This is a genomic window from Glycocaulis sp. (assembly GCF_051859565.1).
Taxonomy (GTDB): Bacteria; Pseudomonadota; Alphaproteobacteria; order Caulobacterales; family Maricaulaceae; genus Glycocaulis.
This window is the reverse complement of sequence record NZ_JBHYFK010000001.1, coordinates 450452-476004: the sequence shown is the minus strand read 5'-3', so window position 1 is coordinate 476004 and position 25553 is coordinate 450452. Positions and strand designations below refer to the sequence as shown.

Sequence of the window (25553 nt, the reverse complement as noted above, 5' to 3'; positions counted from 1 at the left end):
GCTTCAATATCTCGACCGCACATTCCAATGACTTTGTGAGAATGGTATTTGCCGAATTTGCGTTCGCGCCACGACGGCGTATCTCCAATATTAGAAAGCCGTCGCTGTTGAGCTTTGGGCTACGGCCATCTTTCGTGTGAAGCTTCATTGCCTAATGCCCGTCGAACGCCACAAGAGCCGTTACCGGCACGTCCAGCGCGCGGAGGCGCTCCACGCCGCGCAGCTCTGGCAGGTCCACAACGAAGGATGCTCCTTCCACATGGGCGCCGGCCCGGCGCAGCAGCTTTACCGCCGCCTCTGCGGTGCCTCCGGTGGCAATGAGATCATCAACCAGCAGGACACGCTCGCCGGGCTTTACGGCATCGGTGTGCATCTCCACCTCGTCCGTGCCGTATTCCAGCTCATAAGACTGGCCGATAGTGGCAAAGGGCAGCTTGCCCTTCTTGCGGATTGGCACAAAGCCGATGGAGAGCTGGTGGGCGATGGCCCCGCCCAGAATGAAGCCGCGCGCCTCAATACCGGCCACCTTGTCGATCTTGGTGCCCGCGTGCGGCGCGATCATCGCGTCTATCGCAGCGCGAAAGGCCCGCGCATCACCCAGCAGGGTGGTGATGTCGCGGAACATGATACCGGGCTTTGGATAGTCCGGGATGGTCCGGATCGCCGCCTTGATGTGGTCCATGAAATTTCCCCGCGCTAAACAGACGGCCAGACCATCCTGTTCAGCGCGGGAGACGTCAAGGCAAAGGGGTGCAGCTAGCCTGCGCTATACGCAACAGCCTGCTGACGCGGCGCGCGTGCCTGCGTGGCGGCACCGTGAAGCTGCGCAAGGGGCGCATGGTCCAGCTCAGTGACAACAAGGGTCACCATGGCCTCAACGCAGACCGGATATTCCACCGACTCGCGCGCGACAATGCCACCGCAATACTCGCCCGCCTCGCTGACCAGACGCGCATAGATGCCTGCCGTGTTGGCTTCATCGTGGAGCGCGACCCGTTCAACATCGAACTCGAAGACCGGCACGTTGTGCGTCTGCTGGGCTGAAGCCACGGCACTTATCGCAAACGATGCAAGGGCAGCGAGAGCAAATTGTTCAAATTTCATTTTGTCCTCCCGGGAGGCTTGGCCAGACGCAAGGCCGGGAATGCCGGACGGCGGCTGACAATGGACGGAAACTGCCGTCCCCACGCGGTCCGCGACACATAATCGTCTCGGATCAGTCACATTACTGTAATACATCTGGATACGGATGAAAAGAGCCCGCGAAACCGCCCGCAAAACCCTATTATCCAACTGATATTTTTGATAGTTTTTTTAATTTGCCGCGAATGTGGTATAAATTGATTTGTAATTTTCAAGCATTTCCGGAGTGCGGCAGCGCCCTTGTCACCACAAGCCTGTGGATAACTTTTCCGGATTATCCTGCAAATCTGGTCCTAGCCGCGCGACAATACGCGCCCTGCAATCGTGGACAGCCGGGCCACCAGATCGGGATCGCGGTGTTCGGGCGCGGTGATGATGGCGTGATCGAGCACGCTGCCAATACCGGCCGGGTCGGGGGTGCGCTCCTGCTTTGACATCACCAAAGTCAGAGCTGAAATCAGATCATGGGCCCGGCCGCTATTGTCCGCCATCACTTTCAGGATGTCGTTGATGTCGACGTCGGAATGCGCATCGCGCCAGCAATCGTAATCGGTCACCATGCAGACGCTAGCATAGGGGAGTTCGGCTTCGCGCGCGAGCTTGGCTTCGGGCATGTTGGTCATGCCGATCACGTCCATGCCCCAGCTGCGGTAGAGAAGGCTCTCGGCGCGGGTGGAGAATTGCGGCCCCTCCATGGCGAGATAAGTGCCGCCCTCGACCACGTTTTCCACGCCGGCAGCGCGGGCTGCCTCGGCCGCCATCGCGGACAGGCGCTTGCACACCGGATCGGCCATCGGAACATGGGCGACGCAGCCCGGCCCGAAGAAGCTCTTCTCGCGGGCATAGGTGCGGTCCACATACTGGTCCACGATGACGAAGCTGCCCGGGTGCAGCTCTTCCTTCATGGAACCGCAGGCCGACAGGGAGAGGATGTCCGTCACGCCCGCACGCTTCAGGGCATGGATATTGGCCCGGTAATTGATGGCGCTGGGTGACAGATGGTGCCCTTTGCCATGACGGGTCAGAAACACCAGCTCCACGCCATTGAGCGTCCCGCGGACCAGCTGGCCCGAAGGCGACCCCCACGGCGTTTCGACTGTCTGCCGGCGCACATTCTCGAGGCCCGAAAGCTGATACAGACCCGATCCGCCGATAATCCCCAACACCCAGCCTGTCATTACTCGGCACTCCTCCAGTAGGCATCCGGGGCGCCCGGCACCCACCGGCTCAATTCGGCCCAGCTTTCCGCACTGCGCAGGGCAATGGATATGAAGGGACGCTTGATCGTCTGATAGGCGTCGCGATCTTTGCGGGTTTTGGCCGCCAGGGCCATCTTGAATTCGCTGTAGTCACGCCGGGACGGCGCGTCGTCGCGCAAGAAGTCACGCAGGAGAAGGGCATTGCGCGCAGCGGCAGCGCCGTTGCGGCGGATATGGATATGGACGCGGCGCGCGCCCTTTGCCTCACGAAAGTACAGCTTGCGCCAGTCATCCTCACCCAGCGCGGCCGGGCTTTCCGGATGCGGCGGGTCATAGGTATTGGCGTCGCGGAAGCGGTAGCCTGCTCCGGCCATTGCTGCCGCAATCCCCTCGTCTTCGAGGCGCATCACCAGAGCCTGTATGTCTATGACGTCCTTGGCGGCAAGCCCCGGCACCGCGGTCGAGCCGACATGGTCGACACGCAAGGCAAGCGGGCCCAGCGCGGCGGCGACCGCCTCGGCGTGGCTGAGGCCTTCCTCCACCCAGCGGGGCTCATAGGCGATGACGTCGATCGGGTCTTTCTTCATGCCGTCCTGATAATGCCTGAAACAGAAAAACCAAACGGGCCGCCCCATGCAGGAACGGCCCGTTTCAGCTTATTGCAGGGGCCTTGCGAGGCAAGCCCGTCTGCTGACTAGTGCTTCACTTTCGACCAGATCTGGCGATAGGTGAAGAACAGCAAGCCGCACAGAATGACGAGATAGGCCAGCACCATCAGGCCGAGACGTTTGCGCTGCTCCATGTGGGGGTCTGACGCCCACGCCAGGAACTCGGTCACGTCATTGGCCATCTGCTCGACGGTCGCCTCTGTACCATCGTTATAGGTGAGCAGCCCGTCCTCGAACTGGGGCGGCATCGCAATCAGCCCGCCCGGGAAGTACGGGTTGTAGTAGAGGCCAGCGCCCACGGTGACGCCTTCGGGCGGCTCTTCCCCGTATCCCATCATCAGCGAGCGGATATAGGGCGCGCCATAGTGGCGGGCACGCGTGATGATCGACATATCCGGCGGATAAGCGCCGTTATTGGCCGCCCGGCCCTGCGCCTCGTTGGCATAGGGCGACGGGAAGCGGTCAGACGGACGGCCCGGACGCTCGAACATGTCGCCATACTCATCCGGCCCGTCTTCCACGATGTACTCGGCCGCAATGGCGCGCACGATCGGGTTGTCGTTCGGATTGGGGTAATTGGGGTCATGGAACGGGCCGCCGGGCTGTCCCAGATGGCGGATCGCCAGATGCTCCAGGCTGTGACAGGCGGCACAGACCTGGTTGAACACATAGAAGCCCCGCTGGACCGCGCCGCGGTCAAACGAGCTGAAAGGCCCGTCGAACGAGAAGCGGTGGTCTTCCGGCTTGCGGTACTCGCCGGCGGCAGAGGCCAGGCCTACAGCAGCCAGAGCCCCGGTAGCGGCAACGAAAAGGGTGCGGATCAGACGCATTGTTCCATTCACTCCTATTCAGCCGGAACCGCGGCAGGCGCGGGTTTGGACGTGTTACCCAGGACCGATTCCTCGATCGAAGCCGGCCGTTCGGATGGTTTTTCCACGAAACCCAGAATGGGCAGGATCACGAGGAAGTAGGCAAAGTAGTAGATGGTCAGCACCCGGCCCAGCAGCAGGAAGTCGACACCGATTGCGCCCAGTCCGGGTACCGGCGTGTCGGGCAGTTCCGCGCCCGCCCAGCCCAGACCAAGGCAGGCGACCACGAAGAAGCCGAAGAACCAGCGCGCCAGCGGGCGGTAACGCATGGAACGCACTTTGGAAGTGTCGAGCCAGGGCAGCACAAAGAGAATGCCGATAGCGCCGAACATCAGCAGGACGCCGCCAAGCTTGTCCGGCACAGCGCGCAGGATGGCGTAGAAAGGCAGGAGATACCATTCCGGCACGATCAGCGCAGGCGTGACCAGCGGGTCAGCGGGGATGAAGTTGTCCGAGTGCCCCAGCGCGTCCGGCCAGTAGAAGACGAAGAAGGCGAAGATCACGAGGAAGAGGACAATCGCGAAACCATCCTTCGAGGTGTAGTAGGGATGGAAGGGCAGCGTGTCGCGATTGGACTTCACCTCGATGCCGGTCGGGTTGTTATTGCCCGGCACGTGCAGAGCCCAGACGTGCAGGCCAACCACACCCGCGATCAGGAACGGGATCAAATAGTGCAGCGAGAAGAAGCGGTTCAGCGTGGCATTGCCCACCGAGAACCCGCCCCACAGCCATTCGGTGATCGGGCCGCCAATGATCGGGAAGGCGCCCAAGAGGTTGGTGATCACCATCGCGCCCCAGTAGGACATCTGGCCCCAGGGCAGCACATAGCCGAGGAAGGCAGCGGCCATCATCAGCAGGTAGATGACCACGCCGAGAATCCACAGCAATTCACGCGGCGCCTTGTAGGAGCCGTAATAGAGACCCCGGAAAATGTGCATGTAGACGGCGAGGAAGAACATGGATGCGCCCACCGCGTGGATGGAGCGAATCAGCCAGCCATAGTTCACATCGCGGTCAATGCGCTGCACGCTGGCAAAGGCGTGGTCGATATGGGGCACGTAGTGCATGGCCAGCACAATGCCGGTGATGATCTGGATCATCAGGCAGACGGTAAGAATGCCACCGAATGTGTACCAGTAGTTGAGGTTGCGGGGCGTCGGGAAATCCACAAAGGAGTCCCAGCCCAGACGCACAACCGGCAGGCGCGCGTCCAGCCACTTGGTAAAGCCGGTTTTCGGTTCGTAGGTCGAAGGTCCGCTCATCGCTTGTTTTTCCCCTAGCCGAGACGCAGCACGGAGGCTGAGGTGAAGGTCATGACAGGTACGGAGAGATTCTCCGGCGCCGGTCCGCGGCGGATACGCCCCGAAGTGTCATAGTGGGAGCCGTGGCACGGGCAGAACCACGCGCCGTAATCGCCAGCCCCTTCGGTCGGCACGCAGCCAAGGTGGGTGCAGTTCGCGCTGGTGACCAGCAGGGAGGCGCGCACCGCATCCTCAATCTCTACACCGTCAGCCACTGCGGCCGTAACCGCGGAACGGTTCTCATCAGTGGCAGGCACACCGTCGCCGAGGTTGAAATTGCGGGCGTCGCGGTCGGGAAGGCTGGACACATCCACATTACGTGCCGATTCCACTTCCGCAGCGGTCCTGCGGCGCACGAAGTGCGGGCGCTCGCGATAGATCACCGTGATCTCCTGGCCCTCTTCCAGCTCGCCGATATTCACCTCGGTCGAGGCAAGCGCGAGCGTGTCAGCCGCCGGGTTCATCTGGTCGATGAAGGGCCAGATCGTAAATGCGCCGCCGACGGCCAGCGCGCCGCCGGTTGCGATGTAAATGAAATCGCGGCGGCTAGGCTCCTGGCCGTCGGCGCCGGTGTGTTCAACAGATTCTGTCACGCGCAGACCTCTCTCACGGCGGCTGGTAATGATCGCCTACGCCACTGTATGGCGTAAGTCTGCACGCAGCCGCAAGGCCCGCACAGACACGTCGTTACCTTTGATCTAGCGTGACAGGCCGGCCTGGCCCTTGCGTCCCAACGCCGCAGCGTCCGCCCCGTCAACGCTTTGTGGTGCCGGGGGATTAGAATGAGAGCCGCATTTTTTCAACCAGATTATCTGCGTGAAAGCGTCTCAGCCTGCCGAAGGTGCCAGCGGCCGGGCCAGTGAAGCAGCTCCCGCCGGCAGGATAACCGCGCTGGCAACAGCGGCCGGCTTGTGGAAAACCGTGACGCGGGACCATTTCCTCGCGCCGCAGAGACATGCGCAGCGCAGCGCGGGTTCTGGAGGCAGGCCGGACGCTCGGCGATGTCGCCGCTAGGGAAGGGTGAAGCCCGCCCGCACGAGCGCCTCGCGCACCGGCTCAATGCGCGCGCCGGCACGCTGGTGCAGGCCGACGGGATCTTCGTCCAGGTTGCTCTTTCGCTGGACTGCGGCGTCTGCAGCACTGTCGGCATCAATGCCGGTGAAGAAGGCGATACGGCGCACTTCGTTTTCGGTGTCCGCTGCGAGATCCTCGTAGCGGACCGTGAGGAAACGGCCCGGGAACAGGGTTTCCCAGTGCTCCACCAGCCGGTTATGGGCGGCGAGCGCGCGGGCAATATCATCTGCATGATAGGTCCAGTGACGGGCGCGCTGATAGCGGGTTTTCAGAATCGACCAGGCCTGATCGAGCGGGTCACGGCAAATCCGAACAAATCGCGCAGCCGGCAGGCAAAGCCCGATTGCGCCCGCCGCCAGTTCGCTCAGCGATGTCGGATCAACCCAGCGGCGAACATCGCCGAGAAGTTCCTGCGCGTACTCCAGATATGCCTCGCCTACCCCCGTCAGCACATTGCCCTCGCCCGGCGCCAGGAGCGCTGCATGGATGTGCTCGCGCGTCTGATCGCCGAGAGGAGCTGCACTCATCCAGAAAAGCGAGTTGCTGCGTGGCAGGGCGGCTACGTCTGACGATGCTGCAAGCACCGATGCCAGCCAGCTGGCGCCGCTCGATGGCGGCGCGACGATAAAGACCGGACGGCTGTCGATCAGTCCCGCCGCCTCGTTTGCGCCAGTAAAGCTGGAATCGTAGACGGCCAATATCCGTCTTACGCCTTCCTCGTGCTGGTCCATGTCAAACGGGGCTGATGCACGGTAGAAGGCCGCCGCCTCGGCAATGCGCCGCGAGGCAATCTCGTACTCGCCAACATCCTCGTAGGCCTTCGCCAGTGCATAAGACAGAATGCCCCGGTCACGCGCGCTCATGTCGTCGCCTGCAGAGATGCGCGCCTGTTCCAGCTGTGCCAGATCATCGTCGCCGGTCACGAAGGTCTTGGCTTTCACCAGCCCTTCCCAGGCGAGTGCGTCCAGCCCGTTCGAGGCCAGCGCCGAGCGGAACAGGACTTGCGCCTCGTTCTTCAGACCGAGATCGAGCAGGATGCGCCCGACACGCCGGTTCAGTCCGGCATCGCGCGGATTGGCGGCCAGCAGGGGCTGCAGGGTTTGCAGCGCGGAGCGGTGATCGCCGCCAGAGGCGTAGGCGCTGGCAAGCCAGATATGGGACTGGGGGTCATCGGGCACTTGCTCGACCAGCTTGTGGCAGGCACCCAGCAGGCAGGCGATATCGCCCGCTTCATTCATGATACCGGCAACTTCGCTCCAACGCGAGCCCAGTTCGAGACCGGCATTGACGAGTGCGCGCGCCTCAACGGACATGCCCAGCAAATCCTCACGCGAGGCGGCATTGTGAAGACCCGCAAGCGGATCATCCTGTCGCGGCTGAAGCATGTCAGCTCCGTTGGGCTGGTGCCGTGCTGGCAATGAAACGCCGCAAGCCCCCTGCTGCGGCCAGGTGAACCTAGCCAAGCTTGACGGGCAAGGCCAGCCTGCGGCACTGCGTCACTTGCGCTTGCGGCGTTAAGTGTCTTTTGTGCCGCCTGAAAAGCCATGATCGAAAAAGGGTTATTGATGTCCAGCCAACCTGCCGCCTCCCCCGTTGCCGCCGCCACGCTGGAAGCTCGCCGCGAGGAAGCCCGTATATGGTTTGAAGGTCTGCGAGACCGCATCTGCGCAGCGTTTGAAGCACTGGAGGAGGAAGCGCCGGCTGATCTCTATCCCGGCGAGCCTGGCCGGTTTGAGCTGACACCGTGGACACGCGGTGACGGATCAGAGGATCTCGGGGGCGGCGTGATGGGCATGATGCGCGGACGGCTGTTCGAGAAGGTCGGCGTGCACTGCTCCACCGTCTACGGAAGCTTCTCGCCGGAGTTTGCCAAGCATGTGCGTGGTGCAGCCGAAGATCCGCGCTTTTTCGCCACCGGCATCTCGCTCATCGCCCATTTGCGCAATCCGCATGTGCCCGCCGTTCACATGAATACGCGCTTCATCACCACGACGGTCAGCTGGTTTGGCGGCGGCATGGACCTCAACCCGACGCAGGACTATCAGCGCCGCGAGGATTTCGAGGATGCGAAGGACTTCCACGCTGCGGCGAAGGATGCCTGCGACACCCACGACCCGGCCTATTTCACAAAGTTCAAGAAATGGTGCGACGAGTATTTCTGGCTGAAACATCGCAACGAGCCGCGCGGCGTCGGCGGGATTTTCTACGACCATCTCGATAGCGGAAACCACGACGCGGATATTGCCTTCACCCGCGATGTAGGCGAGGCGTTTCTGGAGATTTATCCGGAGATCGTGGCGCGCCGCATGGACACGCCCTGGACCGAAGCTGATCGTGAAGAGCAGCTCATACGGCGCGGGCGCTATGCCGAGTTCAACCTGCTTTATGACCGGGGAACGAAGTTTGGCCTGGAAACGGGCGGCAATGTGACCTCCATCCTGTCATCCATGCCGCCGGAGGCGAAATGGCCGTAAAGCCAATCTAAAGCGAGCAAGCATCCCCGGTGTCTCCCCCCGTTTACGGGGGGAGTGCCCCTGAAAGGGGCGAGGGGGGGGATTATGGAAACAAGTTCCCCCTCCGTCTGGCAAGCCAGACACCTCCCCCGTAAACGGGGGAGGACAAGAATGTCGGCCGCTAGATCAGCCCCATCCGCGCGGCCAGAACGCCGACTGCAAAGCCGATACCCAGCAGCACCCCGGCTTTCAACACCATCCAGCTCACGGCCAGCGTGCTGACAAGCCAGTCCGGCATGTCTGCAGCGTCCGGCAGCAGGCTTGGGCTTTCCTTGACCTCAATGGTGTCCGCGCGCGCAGCATAAATGCCCAGATGCGCCATCATGTCGATGACCAGACGGGCCAGCACGCCATCATCAACCTTGATCTCGAGCTTGGAACCGGACGGCATGCGTACAACGCGGGCATACTCTTCCGCCTCGTTCTCCGACGGGCTCATCACGACCAGACGCACGAGAAATTCTGCAAACGGCATGCGCTTGAGGATCGTCTCGCGGGTTGCTGCGCTGGCGCCTCCGGGCCGCACAAGACTGTCACCGGCAGCATATTCGGCAAGCCGCATCAGACGGTGGGCTGCCCTTGCACCCTCACTGGGAGAGATGAATTGCTGAGGCGCGCGCCGGGTACCCGGACCGGCCTGCGCGTCTATGCGCGAGCGTGCCGTGCGTTGCGGCGCGGAAAAACGCGAACGGCGGCCCGGCGGCGGCTTGTAGCGCATGAATGCGCGGCCAACCGAGCCTGGGTAGCTGGCGGCGCATTGGTCGAACGCACTGCGGGCAGCGGCAATCGCCTTGGTGTGCCCTTCGTGCTCAAGTTTGGGGTCTGTGAGCAGCAGGCGCTCGGCATGAGCCAGATCACCAGCCGCCTGCTTCAGGACAGGCTTGATGTCGCGGTTGGAGGCTTCTACACGCGCCAGTTCACCATCAGGTCCATGGTTCTGGCCCGGCTGGTAGTCTGGCCCCAGCACTTCGTTGACGCGGCGGGCAAGCGCGGTGTCGCTCTCTGACCAGAGAGCATGAACGATCCGGTCAAACCCGGTATCGCGTTCACGCGGCCAGCTGGGACGCATCCAGCGCCCCAGATCAAAGGACCAGGGCGACCCGCCATTGGACAGGCGCGTGTTGAGATCGCGCGAAAAGTCGGTTTTCGCGCTCGCCGACAAGGTCTGGTAATGGACCTCGACATAATCCATCAGCACGACGCATGCCCACATCGCCAGACGCGACACGTTGGGCTCGTCCTGGCGGATGCCCGCCGCCAGCGGTTCGGGCACGACAATCGACTGTCCCGCCAGCGGCATGACCGGCATCAGCCAGTTAAGCGTCTCCTGCCGGACAAGAGGTGCCAGCGGATTGCGTACCTGGGCATAAAGGTCGGCCAGCTCGGCGCGTGGTCCTTCAGGCAAAGTGCCGGCGCCGCGCCCGCCCACGGACTGGGTGATGGCCACGCGTACCTGGTGGCGCAGCGATAATTCCTGGCTGGCGTGCTCACGCTCGCGGTCCGCGTCGGGGTCACGCCGGTGCTGGGCGTCCTCGGCGACCTTGTCGTAGTCGTGCAGATAGAGCTGCCGGTCATAGAGACCGGAGCCGATCCGGTACTGAAAGCGCCGGGAGAACACGTCCATCAGGACTCTCCCGGCTGCTGCGCGATAGCCAGAAGGTCAGCACGGCTGAGGATGAAATCGCTTTCCACCCAGCGGGCCTCGAGCGCCTTCAGCGTGCGGCCAAGCGCCGGGCCGCGTTCAAGACCAATGGCCAGCAGGTCGGCGGCTTTCAGCGGAAAGGCCGGGCGTTGCCAGCGGCTGACGGCATCAAGATCGCGGGAGAGCACATCACGGCGTCCCTCGCCGCGTGCAGCGGCCAGCAGGAGCTGGTCCTCCACCGCCTGACGTCCCTGTTCGTAAAGAGCGGCGCGCAACGCCACGCGGTCCATGCCGGGGTGAACGCCCACGCGCCGGACGGCGGCATGAAGCCGCGTCCGTTCGGCGTTTGACACCTTCATGGTGCCGCAGAGCGCGTCTACCCTCATAGCGTCTCCCCCCGCGAGGAGCGCCGCCACCCTCAATAGCGGATCGGGCGGGCAGAACTCCTGCGCTTGCAGGGAGTGTAAGCTTAAGAAAAGCTTTAAGTCGATACGTTCCGGCAATACTTCGTTAAGAACGTTGCCTTCCTGCATCGCTTCCAGCACCACTTTCGGGTCAGGCGCGGCGAGCAGTTTTTTCAGCTCCAGCCAGACGCGCTCAGCCGATAGCTGGCCAAGACCCGCCTTCAGGGCAAGGCACGCCGCATGGCCCTCAGGATCGAGCGGGGTGCGGGCATACCAGGCGTGGAAACGGTAGAAGCGCAGTATACGCAGATAGTCTTCCGTGATGCGCTCGCTGGGCTCGCCGATAAAGCGGATACGCCCCGCCATGGCATCGTCTATCCCGCCAACAGGGTCGAAAAGCTGTCCGTCACGATCTACATAGATGGCATTGAGGCGGAAATCGCGCCGGGCGGCGTCATCATCCCAGCTGGTTGAGAAGGCCACAACAGCACGCCGTCCGTCCGTGGCGACGTCCTTGCGCAAACTTGTGACCTCAAAACCCCGCTTGCCCGACACTGCAGTTACAGTGCCATGATCAATGCCGGTGGGGACCACACGTATACCGGCTGCTTCCAGAGCGGCAACCGCCTGCGGCGGCGTCAGCACGGTGGCGATATCGGTGTCGCTCACCGGCGCCCCTAGCAAGGCATTACGCACGCAGCCGCCGACATAGCGCGCGCCGCCGGGCGCCGCTGCCAGCAGCGCGTCCATGACCGCGAGCCCGGCCGGATCCTTCAGCCAGTCATGATCTTCCGGCCTTAGCCGGTCAGCCACGCGCCCCATCCCCGGCTGGCTCCTGTTCCTCCTCCGGCGGCGCTTCGCGGCGCTGCTCTACCGGATCGATGCGGCCGGGCACCACGCGCCCGCCTTCCAGCGCGGGCGGACGGAACTGGCCCGTCTGGGCGCCGCCACCAAAGGCCGTCCCGATGGCGAGCGCGAGAATCCCGATGATGGCAAGGCCTGCGCCCACCAGAGCCAGCACTTGCAAGGGCGGGGGCGGCAGGTCACGTGCCTCGCCATTCTCTCCTTCGCCCGCGGCTGAACGCGCCGCCTTGATGCCGCGCCAGGTGTAATAGCCCGCAAAGGGGAGAAGAAAGAGGACGGCAACCGTCAGAAGAAAGCGCATGTCTGGTAACCACCTTTAGCGGAACGCGTTGAACCTGTCGGCCAGCGCCTTGAGGAGTCCGGCCGTCGCCCCCCAGATATAGCGCCCCTCATGGGGCATGGCGTAATAGCGGCGCAGCTGACCTGCAAACATGCGCTCTTCAAGCACATGGTTGGCGGGATTCATCAGAAAGTCGAACGGCGTTTCAAAGATTTCTGCAACTTCACCCGGATCGGCGCGAAACCGAGCGCGTGCGTCAACCAGGCCCACGAAGGGCGTGATCTGAAAGCCTGTCACCGTTTCATAGGGATCAAACCGGCCGATCAGCCGGACCCGGCTGCGTGGCAGTCCGATCTCCTCTTCGGTTTCACGTAAAGCCGCATCGGCCGCTTCCTCACCCAAGTTGAGACGTCCGCCGGGAAAGCTGATCTGGCCGGCATGCGAGGAGAGATGATCTGCACGCCGGGTCAGCACGACACTCAGCCCGGTGTCGCGCATGACCAGCGGAGCCAGCACCGCTGCCGGACGCAAGGCCCGTCCGGTTGGCGAGGGCGTTCCGTTCAGATCACCATCGCCGCGAGCGGGCACAGGCGGCGAACCCTCAACCGGGTCGAGCGCCCGGCTGAGACGCTCCACAAGGCTGTTCACGTGGTATGGATCGTCCAGCATCATCCCCGGTCCAGCGGCACGAACACACCGTCACTCCACACGCCTGTGGCTTTGCGGCCATCGGGCGCCTGCCCCTCAACGGCCAGATTGGCCATCTCGTAGAAGACAGGCCGGGTCAGCAGCGCTTCCAGCCGCCCGCGCACATGGACATAGGGCTCTGGCTCGCCGTCTTCGCCAAAGGCAATGCGCAAGGGATGGTCCGGCCCGGCAATGATGGTTTCGTCATGATCGGTCGTGAAAACGAGCTTCTGCTCTGCCCCCTCGCCCAGCGCGTCGACGCGCACGGCGAGGAAGTGCCCCGCCTCCACCTCGATACGGATCTTTTCAACCGGGGTGACGAGATAGGTCTCGCCATCCTCGTCCTTGCGCAAGATGCGCGCAAACAGGCGCACCAGCGCCTCGCGGCCAATGCGCGTGCCCTCATGCCACCAGCTGCCATCGCGCCGGATGACCATGTCCATCTCGCCGCAATATTCCGGATGCCAGCGCTCGACTGGCGGCAGACTCTTGCCGGAGCCGCGCGCCGCCTCGATCAGCGACTGCATTCCGTCCGTCTCTGTGCGCTGTGAACCCATGGACACCTCAAGCTTCAGCGGGGCATGCTGCACCTTGGGGCTACAGCAATGCGAACCAAGGACATAGGCTCATGACCGCGCCGAAGGAAGATGTCACCCAGCTTGCCGCCAGCGCCGATGCTGCTACAGCGCGTCTGGCAGAGGTCCGCGCCTCGATAGCCCGCTCCATATTCGGCCTTGAAGAGGTGGTAGAGCAAGCCTTGTGCGTCCTGCTCTCTGGCGGGCACGGGCTGCTGGTCGGCGCGCCGGGTCTTGCCAAGACGCGCCTCGTACACACGCTGGCCGTCGTCACCGGGCTTGATGACAAGCGCGTGCAGTTCACGCCCGACCTGATGCCAGCTGACATTCTGGGCTCTGAGGTGCTCGACGAGGATGCCAGCGGGAAGCGCTCTTTCCGCTTCATCCCCGGCCCGGTCTTCACCCGCCTGCTGATGGCGGACGAGATCAACCGGGCCAGCCCGCGGACGCAAGCCGCGCTATTGCAGGCCATGCAGGAAGGCTTCGTCACCGTTGCGGGGGTACGCCACGATTTGCCCAAGCCCTTCCACGTACTCGCCACGCAAAACCCGATCGAGCAGGAGGGCACCTATCCGCTGCCCGAAGCCCAGCTTGACCGTTTCACCATGCAGATTGACGTGCCCTATCCCAGCCGCGAGGCCGAACGGGCCATACTGATCGCGACCACAGGCGCCGCTGAAGACAGCGCCGTGCCGGTTCTCGATGCGCAGGAGCTTGCCGGCTTGCAGACACTGGTACGGGCCATGCCTGTCGGGGAGCAGACGCTCAATGCCATTCTGGACCTTCTGGAGCGCGCGCGCCCGGACGGGTCTGCGGACGCTGAAGTCGCCGAAGCCGTGGCATGGGGTCCAGGACCGCGTGCCGGACAGGCGCTGATGCTGGCGGTGCGCGCCAGAGCGCTTCTGCAGGGGCGTCTTGCCCCCTCCACCGAAGACGTGGCGGCGCTGGCCGGACCAGTCCTCAAACACCGCATGGCACTGACATTTGCGGCGCGGGCCGACGGGCTGAATGTCGACCGGCTGATTGCACGCCTCGCCGCCAAGGCGGCCTGACGGGCACTGGCATGTCCCCCTCAAGGTCAAACCACACCCAAACCCTGCGCCGGGCCGCCGAACAGGCGGCTGCGCCGTTTCCGGCCCTGCTGGCGGAGGCCGAGCGGATCGCGGCGAGCGTGGCATTGGGTACGCATGGCCGCCGCACGCCGGGCCATGGCGAGACTTTCTGGGAGTATCGGCGCCACCGCACCGAAGACGGCGCGCAGGCCGTGGACTGGCGGCGCTCTGCCCGCGGCCAGCATCTGTTTGTGCGCGAAACCGAATGGGAAGCTGCCAACGCCGTCTATCTGTGGCGCGATGGATCGCCCGGCATGGCGGTGAGCTCAAAAAGCCTGCCCCTGAAGAAGGACCGGGCTGCCGTCTGCCTGATGGCACTGGCATCGCTACTGGTGCGCGGCGGCGAACGCATTGCGGCCCTTGGAGAAACTGGGCGGGCACGCGCCGGGCGTTCAGGCCTCGATATTGCCGCGCGGGCACTGGCTGAGGGCGCAGGCGCGGCCAGATCGGTCGAGCAAGCCGACATAGTGCGTCATGCGCGGATCGTGCTGGCCAGCGATTTTCTTGATCCGCCAGAGACCTGGGCTTCGCGCCTTGCCCGGCTGAATGCCAGCGGCGCGAGCGGTATCCTGCTGCGCATTATCGATCCGGCAGAGGAAGATTTCCCGTTTGCCGGGCGCACCCGCTTTGCCGAGCCGTCAGGGCGCAGCGCGCCGCTCGTGCTGGGCCGGGCTGAGGATGCACGCGACAGCTACCGGCAGGTCTGGGCCGAGCATGGAGACGGGCTGGCAGCCATGGCACGCAAGGCGGGCTGGCCACTTATCACGCACCGCACGGACAGGCCGGCAGGGACAGCCGTTCTCGCGCTCCATCAGGCGCTCGCACCCAGCATCATGGAGCGGGGGTGATGCTCAGCCTTGGACCGATCGGATTTGCGGCGCCCTGGGCGCTGGCGGCACTGATAGCCCTGCCGCTGCTATGGCTGCTTCTGCGCGCGACGCCGCCTGCGCCGCGCCACGTTGTGTTTGCACCCTTGCGCCTGTTGCAACGCCTCGCCCAGACGCCGCAAACGCCCCAAAGCGCGCCCTGGTGGCTGATCCTGTTCCGCCTGCTGGCCGCTGCCATCATCATTCTGGCTCTGGCCCAGCCGGTCTGGCGCCCCGCCGACACGCTGCCTGGCGACGCGCCCCTTCTGCTGGTCGTTGATAATGGCTGGCAAAGCGCGGATGGCTGGCCGCGCACACTCGCGCAGGCACGCGCCTATGCTGAGGCAGCGTCCGCTGACGGCCGGCAGGCCGCGCTGCTTCTGACCGCCAATGCCCAGCCGCCTGAATTTGCCGAGGCCAGCCAGACGCTTTCCCGGCTTGAAGCGGCCCGCCCGCAAGCCTGGGCCCCTGATCGCGCGGGCGCACGGGCCGCGCTTGAAGCTGCGCTGGAGAGCGGCAGCGCGCCGGCGCGCTTCGAGACACGCTGGCTGAGTGATGGCATTGCCAGCGAGGACGACATTGCGTTTGCCCGCGCGCTTTCCGAACGTGGCCGTCTGACACTCAGCCTGCCCGGCGCGCAAGACCAGGTGATCGCACTCACCGGCGTCAGCGCATCGGCAGACGGGTTCGAGGCGCGTCTGTTGAGATCAGGCAGCGGCGCAGCCCGCGAGATTGATGTCAGCGCCATAGGGCAGGACGGGCAGGTCATAGCCCGCGCGCAGGCCCGCTTCGAGGAGGGTGCCAGCACCGCGCGCGCATCGGCGCGCCTGCCGCTGGATTTGCGCAACCGGGTGCGCTCTGTACGGCTGGAAGGCATCAATTCAGCAGGCGGCGTCCATTTGCTCGACGATAGCTGGCAGCGCCCGCGCATCGCCCTGATCGAACCGGAAGGCGGGGACAACCGTCAGCCGCTATTGTCCGATCTGCACTATGCACAGCAGGCGCTCTCGGCCCACGCCGAGCTTGTGCGTGGACCACTGGAGCGGGTACTCGAAGACGAACCCTCCGGCCTTGTGATGGTGGATGCTGCGCGCATCGAAGATCCGGCTGTCGCGGAATTTGTCGAAGCCGGCGGCGTGCTCATCCGCTTTGCCGGGCCACGCCTGGCCGTGCGCAGCGATGATATGCTGCCTGTACAGCTACGCGCAGGTGGCAGGCTGCTGGGCGGGGCGCTGAACTGGGAAGAGCCGCAGCGCATCGCCCCGTTTGCCGATGACAGCCCGTTTGCGGGCCTCTCCGTCAGCGAGGATGCCAGCATTCGCAGCCAGGTGCTGGCCCAGCCGGAAGCCGATCTCGACCGGCGCGTCTGGGCGCGCCTTGAAGACGGCACACCGCTGGTCACGGCAGACCGGCGGGGTGAGGGCTGGATCGTCCTGTTCCACGTCACGGCAGGGCCGGACTGGTCGGACCTGCCGCTGACCGGCACCTTCCCGGCCATGCTGCGCCGGGTCATCGCACTGGCCGAAGGCGCTGGAGCGGGCGGCGCGGGCAGTGATGGCAGCTGGCAGATTGAACGCGCACTGGACGGGTCTGGCCGCCTTGGCGCGCCCACAGGCCAGACACGCGCCATACCGGCAGATGAATTTGCGTCCGCCTTGCCGGCCGCTGATACGCCGCCCGGCATCTGGCAGCTAGGCGCGGCCAGCGCGGCGCTGAATGCTACCGGGCCTGACACCCGCCTTGATCCGGTCGCCCGCAACCTGCCGGGCGCACTTTACGAATTTCGCGACGGGCTGCGTGAACAACGCCTTGCAGGGCCTCTCCTGACACTGGCCCTCCTCATGCTGCTGGCCGATACCATCATCGCGCTGGCCTTTGCCGGGCGCCTACCGGCCTTGCGCAGTTCGCGGACCGTTGCGGGGCTGGGCGTCATGCTGGCCCTGTCTGTGACCGTCCCGCCGCCGCTTGAGGCGCAACAGGGCGATGCGCCGGGCACGCCCCCGACCGACATAGCCGAGGCGCTGGACCGCGCCCTGGTGGTGCGGTTTGGCTATATACTTACCGGCAATGCGGAAACCGACCGGATCAGCGAGGCCGGGCTGGCTTCGCTGTCCTCAGAGGTGACACGCCGCAGTTCCATCGAGCCGGAAGCCCCGCGCGGGATAGACCCGGACGAGGACGAGCTGATCTTCTTCCCGCTCATCTACTGGCCCGTGAGCGCTGATGCGCGCCCCGTTTCGGAGGCGGCAGCGGCCAATATCAACACCTATCTGCGCTCCGGCGGGATGATCATATTCGATACGCGTGATGGCGGGGCCGGCACGCGCGGCGGCGCGCATCCCGGCCTGGAGCAGGTGATGCAAGGGCTGGAGATACCCGCCCTTGCGCGTCTGGACGCAGAGCATGTGCTGGGCCGTACCTTCTACCTCCTTCGCGGTCTGCCGGGACGGCTGGCCGGCGGCGATGTCTGGGTGGAATCAAACCCTGACGGCACCGCGCGCGACGGGGTGTCGGGTGTCATTATCGGATCAGCGGATTGGGCGGGGGCCTGGGCACGCGGCGATAATGGTATTCCGCTACTGCCCGTCGAAGGCGGCGAGCGCCAGCGCGAAATGGCCTACAGGGTTGGCGTAAATCTCGCCATGTACGCCCTTACCGGCAATTACAAGACCGATCAGGTGCATGTGCCGGCCATCCTTGAACGCCTCGGACAGGGAGGGCCGCGGGGCACACCGCGGCCCCTTGAGCCATGAGCGCATCAAGCCTGATCCTCGCCCCGCTGGTATCGCAATGGATACTCGCCGCGCTATGCATCGCGCTCGTAGCGGCCTCCGCCTTTGCCGCTTGGCGGGGCCTTAAAGGTTGGGTCTGGCGGACACTGGCCGGGCTTGCCGTTCTGGCGGCACTCGCCAATCCGGCACTGGTGCGCGAGATACGCGAACCTTTAAGCGATATTCTTCTGGTGGTGCGTGACAATTCAGCCTCGATGGAGATCGGCAACCGGGCAGCCAATGCGGCGGCCGCCAGCCAGTCACTGCGGGCCTTCGCTGACGCCGATGACGGGCTGGACCTGATCGAGGTGGAAGGCGGCGCCACGCCCGACGGCACGCGGCTGATCGACACGCTTCGCAGCGGGCTTGGCGATATTCCCAGAAACCGGCTGGCAGGCATCGTCATGCTGTCGGAGGGACAGGTGCATGATGTGCCGTCCGATCCAGCGTCACTTGGCCTTGATGCGCCCTTGCACCACTTCGCCATTGGCGATCCGCGCGCGACCGACAGGCGCCTGATCGTGGAGGAAGCCCCGAGATTCGGGATTGTCGGCGAGCCGGTACGCTTCCGCCTGCGGGTGGAGGATGAGGGGGCACCGGCGGGAACCGCCATGCTGACCCTGCGCCTTGATGGCGGTGACCCGATCCGGGCGCGCGCCACAATCGGCGAGACTGTCACGGTAGAGGCGCTTGTCCAGAACCGGGGCGCGAACGTGATCGAGATGGAAGTGGAGCCCGGCCCGAACGAGCTCTCCCTCATCAATAACCGCGCGGCGGTGAGCGTTACCGGCGTGCGTGACCGTCTGCGTGTGCTGCTGGTGACCGGCGAACCGCATAATGGTGCGCGGGCCTGGCGCAATCTGCTGAAGTCCGACCCGTCGGTCGATCTCGTTCACTTCACCATTCTGCGTCCGCTGGACCGGGGCGATGGCGCCCTGCCTGAAGAGCTGGCTCTCATTGCCTTCCCGGTCTTCGAGCTGTTCGAGTTGCGCCTGCACGAGTTTGATCTGGTGATTTTCGACCGCTACCGGCGGCGCGGGATTCTGCCCGCCAACTATTTCCAGAATATCGCGCGCTATGTGGATCAGGGCGGTGCCCTCCTTATCACTGCCGGGCCGGACTATGCCGGTGAGGAGTCCATCGCCCGGTCGCTGCTGGCGAGCGTCCTGCCCGCCCGTCCTACGGGAGCCGTCCGCGAGGGCGCCTTCCGCCCGCGCATATCAACCGCAGGCGAGCGCCACCCGGTAACGGCGCCCATGCGCGGACAGGAAGAGGGCTGGGGCCGCTGGTACCGTTATGTGGGCGGGCAGGCACTGGCAGGCGAAACCCTGCTGGATACGCCCTCTGGCGAGCCGCTTCTGGTGCTGTCACGGCAGGGAGAGGGACGGGCTGCCATCCTGCTCTCCGACCAGTCCTGGCTATGGGCACGCGGACATGATGGCGGCGGGCCGCATGATGAGCTGTTCCGCCGCGTTGCGCACTGGCTGATGAACGAGCCGGAGCTGGACGAGGAGCGCCTGACGGCCGCGCTGTCCGACGGAACACTGAACGTGACGCGCACAACGCTCAGCGATGACGCACCTGACCTCGACATCACCTGGCCTTCGGGGCGTGAAGAGAGTGTGGCAATGGAAGGGGCAGGCCCCGGGCGCTTCACCGCGAGCGCGGAAACCGGCAATGAGGCCGGGCTGATCCGCCTGCGTTCGGGCGACGCCACCACCGTCATCTCCGCAGGGCCGCTCAATCCGCGCGAATACATGGATCTGCGTGTCACGCGCGAGGCACTGGCCCCGCTGGTGCGGGCAACACGCGGCGGCAGCTTCATGCTGGGCGGCGGTGAAACTCCGCAAATGCCATCTCTGCGCCGCACCCGGCCGGATGGCCTGCAGGCCGGGCCCGGCTGGGCCGGCCTGCAGCGCAATGGCGCCTATACGGTGGCGGAGTCGCAGCGCACGCCGCTGGCACCCGGCCTGCTGATTGCGGCGCTCATTCTGGCGCTTCTGGGCGCAGGCTGGTGGCGCGAGGGCAAGTAGGGCGCGCGGGTCATGCTTGCCCCCGTCCAAGCCGCCGCCTAACGTACTGATATGGCTGCAAACGAACCGGCTCCCTTCTCCACTGAGTGGACCTCCGCGCTGATCGAGCGGGCGCAAGGCGTGCTGATGGAGGCACGTGACGCCTTCATCACGCCCGAGATCGGTCTGCAGACGATAGTGATCGTGGTCGCTTTCGGTGTGAGCTGGCTTTTGCGCGCACCGGTGCGTACCGCGCTGGAGCGCGCCTTTGGCTGGCAGTTCATGTCGCGGGTCAACACCACCACGCGTGACCTCGTCCTGTCGCTTATCCTGCCTGTCATCGCCTTCCTCATCCTCACCCTGACACGCATCGGGTTTGACCAGGCGGGCCTTGGATCCTTTGCCGTCAATCTGGCTGCGAGCCTCACCGGCGCCTGGGTGCTGATCCGCATCCTGACCGCCTTCATTGCCGAACCTTTCTGGTCGCGCACCGCCGCCACGCTGATCTGGTTTGTGGCGGCGCTGAACATTGTCGGTCTTCTGGCGCCGCTTCTGGGGCTTCTGGCATCGGTCGGGTTTGATGTCGGCGACAGCCGTATCTCACTTCTGACCGTCGTACGCGCCGCGATATTGCTCGTCGTCCTCTACTGGGTTGCCAGCCGCATATCGAAGCTGCTCGCGGCGCGGGTGGAGCAGGTCCCGACCCTGACCCCGTCCGCGCGCCTGCTCATCACCAAGAGCGTGCAGATAGCGCTGCTGGTCGTGGTGGTGGCAGCGGCGCTCTCGATTGCAGGCGTCGACCTGTCGGCACTGGCCATCTTCTCTGGCGCGGTGGGCCTGGGCATCGGGTTCGGCCTGCAGAAGATATTCTCCAACCTGATTTCCGGGCTGATCCTCCTGATGGACCGCTCGGTGAAGCCAGGCGATGTCATCACGCTGGACGAGACCTATGGCAAGGTGAATGCGCTCGGCATGCGCTTTGCCAGTGTGGTGACGCGTGACGGTCTTGAACACCTCATCCCCAACGAGGAGTTTATCACCACCAAGGTGATCAACTGGTCGTTCTCCGATGAGGCGGTCCGCATCAAGCGGCCGGTGGGCGTCGCTTACGGCACCGATGTGCCCCATGCCATGCAGGTGATCGTGAATGCCGCCAACTCCGTCGAGCGGGTGCTGAACAAGCCGGAGACGCGCTGCCTCTTGCGCGGGTTTGGCGATAACTCGATTGATCTGGAAGTGCGCTTCTGGATCGCGGACCCGCAGCAGGGCGTGAACAATGTCTCGTCCGAGGTGTTGCTGGCGATCTGGAAGGCGTTTCAAACCGAAGGCATCCAGTTCCCCTTCCCGCAGCGCGATGTGCATCTGGATGCACGCGGGCCGGTGCGCGTACAGATCGAGAAGGACGGGGGGTAGGTCTAAACCTACGGCTCCAGCTCGACATCCCAGTAGAGATAGTCCAGCCAGCTTTCATGCAGGTATTTGGGCGGGAAGCGCCGCCCCTGCCCCTGCAACTGATGCACGCTCGGCCGCATGGCAGGCTTGCGGACCGGCATGCGGGCCTGTTCCGGCGTGCGCCCGCCTTTTTTCAGATTACAGGGCGCGCAGGCGGCCACAATGTTCTCCCACGTGGTACGGCCACCGCGCGAGCGCGGGACCACATGATCGAAAGTCAGCATGTCGAGCTGTTTCGAGCCGCAATACTGGCACTGGAAGCCATCGCGCAGGAACACGTTGAACCGTGTGAAGGCGGGCGGACGGTCCTGGCTGATGAAGTCACGCAAGGCCACGACCGACGGGGCGCGCATGGCAAAGGAGGGCGAGCGGATCGCCGTCTCATACTCGGAGACCACATCCACACGTTCCAGGAAGACCGCCTTGATGGCTTCCTGCCAGGGCCAGGTCGACAAGGGGTAATAGGAGAGCGGCTGGTAGTCGGCGTTCAGGACAAGGCAGCGCAGGTCTTCAGGCGCTGTTCTGGATACGCGCATCATGTCTGCACCTCTGTTTGAGAGGGCAATGGAGGGGCGAGAGAACAAACCTTCCCGGCGGAAGCGCCGGTCCGGTGTCTCTGGCCGCCTGGCTTATGACACACAACCGTCCTGAAGACGCACCTCCCTCGCTCAATTACCGATTCAGGAAACGAATCAGCAAATCAGGCACGCTGGAGAGACTTTACTCCAACTCGTGCAACGGGCCTATGACACCAGGGCCACAGCTTTGTTGCACCCGAATACCTTCACAGAGATGGGACGGCGAGGCTCAGGCGGCAAGCGCGGAGCGGTAACGCCCCGACAGCGCTGCCTTGAGGAAGCGGCCGCCGAGTTCCAGCCCGTCCGGGCCAATGGAGTGCGGCAGGCCCTGGCTGATATGAAACTCCGCGCCGTGGCCGGCCGCGGCCAGCTGCTGGGCGGCCAGCAGCGAGAAACCGACAGGCAGCACATCATCGCGGTCGCCATGGATCAGCATGACAGGCGGCTTGGATACCATGTCCTCTTTCAGGCTCTCACCGCCCGCCAGCGCGCCGGAATAGCCGAGTATGCCGCCAATGGCCGAAGGCTGGCGCAGGCCCAGATGGAGGGCCAGCATGGTCCCCTGACTGAAACCTACAAGGGCCAGATCGGCGTGGGTGAGGTTATGGCGGCGAAGCTCGGACGCGATGAACTGGTCGGCAACCGGGCCTGCCATGCGTACGCCTGACGCCATGGCTGCCGGATCAAGCCTGGAGATGGGAAACCATTGATAGCCACCCGGGGCGCCCGGCACCGGCTCCGGCGCATCGGGCGCCACCCACGCGGTATCAGGAAAGTCAGGCGCCCAGTGCTGGGCAAGCCCTGCCAGATCGGCCCCGTTGGAGCCATAGCCGTGAAACAGGATGACAAGCTTTTTCGTCTGTCCTGAACGCGCAGGGATACGCGGACCATCAAGCAGGATCATCGGGGCCAGTCTCCAAGCATCTGGGTATGGGAAGGCTGGCGATCATGCGCAGCCTGCCTTCGCTGACAACCCCCTCGCGGAAATTGCGCGCATTTGCTTATGGTGCGCCCATGACCGGCCTAATCACCCGATTTGCGCCCTCCCCCACAGGCGGCCTGCATCTGGGCCACGCCTATGCGGCGCTTTGCGCCTATGGCGCCGCGAAAGCCGCGGGCGGGCGCTTCCTGCTGCGTATCGAGGATATAGACACCGCTCGCTGCAAGCGGGAGTTCGAGGCGGCAATTTTTGAAGATCTTGAATGGCTGGGCCTTGAGTGGGAAAGCCCCGTCCGCCGCCAGAGCGAGCATCTGGACGATTATACCCGTGCCCTTGAGCGCCTGATCGGGGACCGCCTCGTCTATCGCTGCTTCCGGACCCGCAAGGAGGTGATGGCCGAGATTGCCAGCGCGCCGCACCTTGCACCGCAAGGCCCTGAAGGCCCGGCCTTCACCGGCAGGCCACTGCCGCCCTCGCGGGAGAAACGCCTGCTCGAGGACGGACGGCCCTATGCCTGGCGCCTGTCCATGAAGGCCTGCGCGGAAAAGCTGGGGGACGGGTTCAACACGCTGAGCTGGCACGAGGAAAGCCTTGATCCGCCGCATACGCAGCGCAGCGTGCCTGCCAGACCCGAGCTGTTCGGTGATGTGGTGATTGCCCGCAAGGATGCAGGTACCAGCTATCATCTGGCCGCCGTCCACGACGATGCGCTGCAAGGCATCACCCATGTAATACGCGGGATGGATCTGCGCCCCGCCGCCGGTCTCCATCGGCTCTTGCAAACACTTCTGGGCTATCACGAAACCGTCTACCGCCATCATGGGCTGCTGACCGGGCCGGACGGAAAGCGCTACGCCAAGCGCGACCAGTCCATGACGCTTCGGCATCTGCGCGAAACCGGATATCAGGCCGGCGATATCCGCGCGCTCATCGATACCCATCTGGAACGCGGCGATGTTATTAAGGGACCGGGGGCTAATGACTGAACCAGCAGATGGCACAGCCTCGACAACCGGCACGGACCTGCCCGCAGCCAGCATGCTGGCTGGCACGCTTGCGGTCCTCGCTGGCGCGTGCGTCATCGGGTTCGCGGCCATTCTGGTCAAGGCGTCCGACCTTGGTCCGCAGGCCACAGCATTCTGGCGCCTGACGCTGGCCCTGCCCGCCCTGGCGCTCTGGCTGGCGCTCCACCGGCACGGCAAGGACACGCCGCCGGGGCGCCCCGACATGCGGCTGATGGCACTGGCAGGCATATTCTTCGCGCTGGACCTCGCCTTCTGGCATGTGGGCATCAAGATCACGACGGCGGCCAATGCGACCCTGCTGGCCAATCTGACGCCTATACTCGTGGCACTGTTTTCGTGGCTGATATTCCGCGAGACGGTGACGCGCAGCTTCATACTGGTCTGCGCGGTCATGCTCAGCGGCGCCGCGCTGCTGGCAGGCGGCAATCTGACAATCGACCCGGACCGGCTGACCGGCGACGTCTTCAGCATCCTGACGGCGTTCTGGTACGCTGCTTACCTTCTGACCGTGCGCAAGGCGCGCGATGGTGCCAGCGCACCGCGTGTCATCTTCCTGTCGACCCTGATCGCAGCGCCGATCTCGCTCGCGCTTGCGCTGGCGTTCGGCGAAACCTTGCTGCCAGAGGGCTGGGAGGGATGGATACCGCTGATTCTGCTGGGCGTGGTGGTCCATGCCGGGGGGCAGGGTGCCATCATCTTCGGACTTGGACGTATTCCCGCGCCGCTGGCAGCCCTGCTTTTGCTGGTCCAGCCCATCGTGGCTGCGGCAGCGGGGTGGATGCTGTTCGATGAAGCGCTAAGCGCGATCCAGCTTCTCGGCGCGGCCATTATTCTTGCGGGGCTTTACGTCGCCCAGCGAAAATCACCTGCCCCGCCGCCTAGTGTGCCGCGAGACCCTGAATGACGAGCTCCAGACGGCTTCGCATCAGGGCAGAGGCCGCCGAACGGTCAAGCTGTTCGCCGCGGGCACGCCGGACAATCCCTGTATAACAATCCTCGATCAGACGCGCTGCATCGACAGGGGCCAGATCGCGGCGCAGCTCGCCCTTTTCAATACCCTTGGCCAGCAGGCGCTCAACGGCGCCCCAGGCCTGCGACATCTGCGCTGCCGCTTCGGTATAGCTGTCTCCTGTCCACAGCCAGGTGTGCGCGATAGCAGCGGCAAACAGCTCTTCGTGGCGCAGCTGGGCTTCCATTATGACCTGCACAAGCGCGCTCAGCCGGTCGAGCAGATTGCCCGACAGGGCCGCCTCCAGCCGGTCCACCGAATCGCGGATGGCCTCATACTCCTCACCGAGTATCAGGATGAGCAGCGCGCTCTTGGTGGGAGCAACATTCAACACCGTGCCGGCGGAGACGCCCGCCGCGTCCGCGATCGTCTTGATCGTAGCGCGCTCATAGCCCTCATCAAGGAAAACCCGGCGAGCCGCCTGGATCACCTGATGATGGGTTTCCTGCTTACGGGCATCGCGGCGGGTTAACCGCCGTCGGGAATCGTCACGCATAGCGCCAGCCTGAAACTGCCTGTTGCAAATAAACAAAAGCGCCAGTTCACCGGGCCGGTTCACTGAGCGCGTG

The 25553-nt window shown here is 64.5% G+C and carries 24 protein-coding genes; 8 read left to right on the top strand and 16 right to left on the bottom strand.

Annotated features, from left to right (window positions below; all coding sequences use genetic code 11):
- Positions 1–151 precede the first annotated feature (151 nt).
- From ACTIGC_RS02285 to ACTIGC_RS02250, 8 genes are all read right to left on the bottom strand, one after another.
- Positions 152–682, bottom strand: a complete 531-nt coding sequence (locus ACTIGC_RS02285) for an adenine phosphoribosyltransferase (RefSeq protein ID WP_439632872.1) — start codon at positions 680–682, stop codon at positions 152–154.
- Positions 683–756: 74 nt separating this feature from the next.
- Positions 757–1104, bottom strand: coding sequence for a UrcA family protein (locus ACTIGC_RS02280; protein WP_170175423.1), 348 nt, complete (start codon positions 1102–1104; stop codon positions 757–759).
- Between the two features lie 332 nt (positions 1105–1436).
- Positions 1437–2321, bottom strand: a complete 885-nt coding sequence (locus ACTIGC_RS02275) for an S-methyl-5'-thioadenosine phosphorylase (RefSeq protein WP_439632871.1) — start codon at positions 2319–2321, stop codon at positions 1437–1439.
- Positions 2321–2929, bottom strand: a complete 609-nt coding sequence (locus ACTIGC_RS02270) for a GrpB family protein (RefSeq protein ID WP_170175422.1) — start codon at positions 2927–2929, stop codon at positions 2321–2323. Before ACTIGC_RS02270 ends, ACTIGC_RS02275 begins: the two co-directional genes overlap by 1 nt.
- 107 nt (positions 2930–3036) lie before the next feature.
- Positions 3037–3840 carry a cytochrome c1 gene (locus tag ACTIGC_RS02265; RefSeq protein ID WP_439632870.1) on the bottom strand — a complete coding sequence of 268 codons (804 nt, stop codon included), beginning with the start codon at positions 3838–3840 and terminating at the stop codon, positions 3037–3039.
- Between the two features lie 14 nt (positions 3841–3854).
- The gene (locus ACTIGC_RS02260; protein ID WP_439632869.1) at positions 3855–5141 is read right to left on the bottom strand and encodes a cytochrome b; all 1287 of its coding nucleotides are present in this window, start codon (positions 5139–5141) and stop codon (positions 3855–3857) included.
- A gap of 14 nt (positions 5142–5155) precedes the next feature.
- Complete coding sequence (petA, locus tag ACTIGC_RS02255) at positions 5156–5773, bottom strand: ubiquinol-cytochrome c reductase iron-sulfur subunit (protein ID WP_439632868.1); 618 nt, start codon at positions 5771–5773, stop codon at positions 5156–5158.
- Between the two features lie 417 nt (positions 5774–6190).
- A complete protein-coding gene (locus ACTIGC_RS02250; protein WP_439632867.1) occupies positions 6191–7639 on the bottom strand; it encodes a tetratricopeptide repeat-containing sulfotransferase family protein in 1449 nt (482 codons plus the stop codon).
- A gap of 180 nt (positions 7640–7819) precedes the next feature.
- Here ACTIGC_RS02250 and hemF point away from each other — a divergent pair, with 180 nt between their 5' ends.
- Positions 7820–8728 carry an oxygen-dependent coproporphyrinogen oxidase gene (gene hemF / locus ACTIGC_RS02245; RefSeq protein ID WP_439632866.1) on the top strand — a complete coding sequence of 303 codons (909 nt, stop codon included), beginning with the start codon at positions 7820–7822 and terminating at the stop codon, positions 8726–8728.
- A 160-nt stretch (positions 8729–8888) separates the two neighbouring features.
- Here the strand turns inward: hemF and ACTIGC_RS02240 are convergent, their stop codons facing one another.
- The 5 genes from ACTIGC_RS02240 to ACTIGC_RS02220 are packed head-to-tail and all read right to left on the bottom strand — an operon-like array spanning position 8889 to position 13201.
- On the bottom strand, positions 8889–10391 hold the full coding sequence (locus tag ACTIGC_RS02240; protein ID WP_439632865.1) for a hypothetical protein: 1503 nt from the start codon (positions 10389–10391) through the stop codon (positions 8889–8891).
- Complete coding sequence (locus ACTIGC_RS02235) at positions 10391–11635, bottom strand: CCA tRNA nucleotidyltransferase (protein ID WP_439632864.1); 1245 nt, start codon at positions 11633–11635, stop codon at positions 10391–10393. Before ACTIGC_RS02235 ends, ACTIGC_RS02240 begins: the two co-directional genes overlap by 1 nt.
- Complete coding sequence (locus tag ACTIGC_RS02230) at positions 11619–11978, bottom strand: hypothetical protein (RefSeq protein WP_439632863.1); 360 nt, start codon at positions 11976–11978, stop codon at positions 11619–11621. Before ACTIGC_RS02230 ends, ACTIGC_RS02235 begins: the two co-directional genes overlap by 17 nt.
- A gap of 15 nt (positions 11979–11993) precedes the next feature.
- Positions 11994–12626: an NUDIX hydrolase gene (locus ACTIGC_RS02225; protein ID WP_439632862.1), complete on the bottom strand. Its 633-nt coding sequence runs from the start codon at positions 12624–12626 to the stop codon at positions 11994–11996.
- Entirely contained in the window at positions 12626–13201 is a 576-nt protein-coding gene (locus tag ACTIGC_RS02220; protein WP_439632861.1) for a DUF1285 domain-containing protein, read from the bottom strand. The genes ACTIGC_RS02225 and ACTIGC_RS02220 overlap by 1 nt, the downstream gene beginning before the upstream one ends.
- 71 nt (positions 13202–13272) lie before the next feature.
- On the opposite strand from ACTIGC_RS02220, the gene ACTIGC_RS02215 reads away from it, so the two are divergent.
- From ACTIGC_RS02215 to ACTIGC_RS02195, 5 genes are read left to right on the top strand one after another with little or no spacing between them, the layout of a single operon-like run.
- Complete coding sequence (locus tag ACTIGC_RS02215) at positions 13273–14271, top strand: AAA family ATPase (protein WP_127565392.1); 999 nt, start codon at positions 13273–13275, stop codon at positions 14269–14271.
- Positions 14272–14282: 11 nt separating this feature from the next.
- Entirely contained in the window at positions 14283–15179 is an 897-nt protein-coding gene (locus tag ACTIGC_RS02210; RefSeq protein WP_439632860.1) for a DUF58 domain-containing protein, read from the top strand.
- The gene (locus tag ACTIGC_RS02205) at positions 15179–17950 is read left to right on the top strand and encodes a DUF4159 domain-containing protein (RefSeq protein WP_439632859.1); all 2772 of its coding nucleotides are present in this window, start codon (positions 15179–15181) and stop codon (positions 17948–17950) included. The genes ACTIGC_RS02210 and ACTIGC_RS02205 overlap by 1 nt, the downstream gene beginning before the upstream one ends.
- Complete coding sequence (locus tag ACTIGC_RS02200) at positions 17947–20001, top strand: hypothetical protein (RefSeq protein ID WP_439632858.1); 2055 nt, start codon at positions 17947–17949, stop codon at positions 19999–20001. The genes ACTIGC_RS02205 and ACTIGC_RS02200 overlap by 4 nt, the downstream gene beginning before the upstream one ends.
- Positions 20002–20052: 51 nt before the next feature.
- Positions 20053–21393 (top strand): mechanosensitive ion channel family protein, encoded by a 1341-nt coding sequence (locus tag ACTIGC_RS02195; RefSeq protein WP_439632857.1) that lies wholly within the window; start codon positions 20053–20055, stop codon positions 21391–21393.
- Positions 21394–21401: 8 nt separating this feature from the next.
- On the opposite strand, the gene ACTIGC_RS02190 is transcribed toward ACTIGC_RS02195, so the two are convergent.
- On the bottom strand, positions 21402–21968 hold the full coding sequence (locus ACTIGC_RS02190; protein WP_127569246.1) for an HNH endonuclease: 567 nt from the start codon (positions 21966–21968) through the stop codon (positions 21402–21404).
- A 271-nt stretch (positions 21969–22239) separates the two neighbouring features.
- The gene (locus tag ACTIGC_RS02185; RefSeq protein WP_127565386.1) at positions 22240–22914 is read right to left on the bottom strand and encodes an alpha/beta hydrolase; all 675 of its coding nucleotides are present in this window, start codon (positions 22912–22914) and stop codon (positions 22240–22242) included.
- 110 nt (positions 22915–23024) lie between these two features.
- Here ACTIGC_RS02185 and gluQRS point away from each other — a divergent pair, with 110 nt between their 5' ends.
- Both gluQRS and ACTIGC_RS02175 read left to right on the top strand, forming a co-directional pair.
- Positions 23025–23936: a tRNA glutamyl-Q(34) synthetase GluQRS gene (gene gluQRS, locus ACTIGC_RS02180; protein WP_439632856.1), complete on the top strand. Its 912-nt coding sequence runs from the start codon at positions 23025–23027 to the stop codon at positions 23934–23936.
- Positions 23929–24879: a DMT family transporter gene (locus tag ACTIGC_RS02175; RefSeq protein WP_439632855.1), complete on the top strand. Its 951-nt coding sequence runs from the start codon at positions 23929–23931 to the stop codon at positions 24877–24879. Before gluQRS ends, ACTIGC_RS02175 begins: the two co-directional genes overlap by 8 nt.
- Here the strand turns inward: ACTIGC_RS02175 and ACTIGC_RS02170 are convergent.
- Positions 24854–25480, bottom strand: a complete 627-nt coding sequence (locus ACTIGC_RS02170; RefSeq protein ID WP_439632854.1) for a TetR/AcrR family transcriptional regulator — start codon at positions 25478–25480, stop codon at positions 24854–24856. The two genes, ACTIGC_RS02175 and ACTIGC_RS02170, sit on opposite strands and share 26 nt — an antisense overlap.
- Positions 25481–25553: the final 73 nt, after the last annotated feature.